Origin of the sequence: Salipiger sp. D13 (genome assembly GCF_003703915.1) — a bacterium.
Classification (GTDB): domain Bacteria; phylum Pseudomonadota; class Alphaproteobacteria; order Rhodobacterales; family Rhodobacteraceae; genus Salipiger; species Salipiger profundus.
The window spans coordinates 1-2,309 of the sequence record NZ_RAPJ01000097.1 but is presented as its reverse complement, the minus strand read 5'-3'; the positions used below and the strand labels follow the sequence as shown (position 1 = coordinate 2,309).

Genomic DNA, 2,309 nt, shown 5'->3' with positions numbered 1-2,309 from the left:
TGTCGCGCTGTTTCACCAGCGGTGTCGCTGCACAGTCGGTTCCCGCGCTGACGATCAGATCGGTCAGGTCACCGTTCGTCTCTGCGATCTCGGCCGACAGCGGGCCTTCAGAAAATGCATTTTCGCCCTGCGCATTCAGGCGCACCAGCTCACCGGCAAGACTGTGAAACGAGGCGACCGTCTGCGACTGCGTCTCATAAATCCCTCTATCGACAGGGTGTACCGTGTCGGCCTGGATGGTTTGATAGGCAAGATCGTTGCACTGGATGGCATGCCTCTGGCGCATCCTCGGACGCTCGAACCGATCCTTCTCGCTCCGGGGCAAAGATGCGATGTGATTGGTGATGCGACCGGGCCTATTAGATTCGACGACAGCTTTGGAGAACAGACGTTGAGCCTTGGCGAAATCGCTGTTTCCGGTTCCCGTGAGCCCGCGAAAGCGCCCATCACCGCATTGCCCGCCAACCGAATGCCCGCCCCGAAAGACCCCGGCCAAACCGCGGAGCTGGTGCTCCAGGGAGGTGCGGGAAGCGCGTCCCACAACGGCACAGGGACATGGGCGCTCAATGACGTATCCGGCCTGCCTCGAAGGCCTTTCCTATCCGCCGCGCAGGGGACGACCGCGCGCATTTCGATCCGCAACGAAACCGGGTTCCCACACGTCATGCATCTGCATGGCCACCATTTCTGGGAACTCGATGCGGCGGGTGAAGCCGGTCCATACCGGGACTCGACCTATCTGGATACCGGCGAGACGCGGGATATTCTCGTCGTCCTGGACAATCCGGGATCGTGGATGCTGCATTGCCACATGTTGAGCCACCAAGCCGACGGTATGGCAACGTGGATCAGAGTCGGCTGAGGGTCGAGACGGATACATACCGTTACAAATCTCTGAATGATAACAGGCCTTTCGCCGTCTACGTAACCTGACAAGCGAGAAACAGGTCCATCGACTGCCAATGGGAGCGTTCATTGACCCTGACACCAAAATCTCTCGGCATGACTGCGGCGGCAGGATCAGCCGCCTTGCTGTTGGGGGCCTTCGTTTTCCAGGCTCTTGGGTACGCGCCGTGCGCAATGTGCATCTGGCAACGCTACCCACACGCAATCGCCATTGGAATGGGCGCTCTGTTGCTCTTTGCTCTGCCGATTTTGCCAATCCTGATAATCGGTGCCCTGTCGGTACTCAGCACATCCGCGTTGGGAGTGTTTCATACCGGTGTCGAGCGCGGCTGGTGGGAGGGACCGACTTCTTGCACGGGATCCGGCCTCGATGTTTCCCAAATGTCGGTATCGGAATTGCTGCCCTCTGCCAGTTCAAATACGTCCAATCTTGTTCTGTGCAGTGAGGTTGTCTGGGAATTTCTGACGTTGTCCATGGCCAGTTGGAACGCGATCCTAAGCGGTGTCCTTGCTTGCCTCTGGTTGGTCGCGATCGCAAGACATCAAAAGGTTCGGTGGCATGGGGTCGCGGACGTTTCTTGAATCGTCCCGCATTCATCGAAAACAAACAAAGGGCTTCGCTTCATGGTTACAAGACGACACTTCCTTGCACTTTCCGGCTCGCTGTTTTCAGCGTCTCTGAGTTCGCCAGCATTCGCTAAGACCTGGCCGTCAACAGCCGAAAAAGCAGCTTGGGATGCGCAGATCACGCCCGCCAACTATGACCCGGCAACAACCAACCCATGGGGGCTGCATCCCAGGCTGCTGCCGCAACGCGTTTTGGCGAATGACGGTTTGCGCCCGGGTGACATTCACGTCGATGCGATCGCGCGCTATCTGTACCATATCGAGGAAGGTGGCACCGCGATGCGATACGGGGTGGCGATTGCCAAGGGCGATCTCTATGAACCCGGCACCTATACGATCCGCCGAAAGGTCGAATGGCCGCACTGGACGCCAACGCAGTCAATGATCGAACGCGATCCGGAGGCTTACGAGCGGTTTGCCGACGGTATGGAGCCCGGCCCCAACAATGCCTTGGGCAGCAGGGCTTTGTATCTATTCGTCGGAGATCGGGATACGTACCTTCGAATTCACGGAACGCCGAGCCCTCGCAGCATTGGCGGCCGGGCCAGTTCGGGATGCGTGCGCATGGTGATGGCCCACATCAATGATCTCTATCCGAATGTCGCTGTCGGATCGACGGCGTTCCTTTACTCGGCCGAAGACAGCGTTACCGCTCGAAGCTAACCTATTGCATCTTTGGCTCACACGCCGAGGACTGCGTCGTGCAGGGACATCTTCCAATGAATTGTTGGACGAACACTCAGTAAGCGCTGTCACCGCGGCACGCCTGTTCAGCT

General features: G+C 58.3%; 3 protein-coding genes. All 3 read left to right on the top strand.

Going from position 1 to position 2,309, the window contains the following annotated elements; translation table 11 throughout:
- A partial coding sequence (locus D6860_RS25055) for a multicopper oxidase family protein (protein WP_254681430.1) occupies positions 1 to 862 on the top strand: 862 nt, incomplete at its 5' end.
- Positions 863 to 1,002: 140 nt separating this feature from the next.
- A complete protein-coding gene (locus D6860_RS25050; RefSeq protein ID WP_008327308.1) occupies positions 1,003 to 1,488 on the top strand; it encodes a disulfide bond formation protein B in 486 nt (161 codons plus the stop codon).
- A 42-nt stretch (positions 1,489 to 1,530) separates the two neighbouring features.
- Positions 1,531 to 2,196, top strand: a complete 666-nt coding sequence (locus D6860_RS25045) for a L,D-transpeptidase (protein WP_012187180.1) — start codon at positions 1,531 to 1,533, stop codon at positions 2,194 to 2,196.
- Positions 2,197 to 2,309 lie beyond the last annotated feature (113 nt).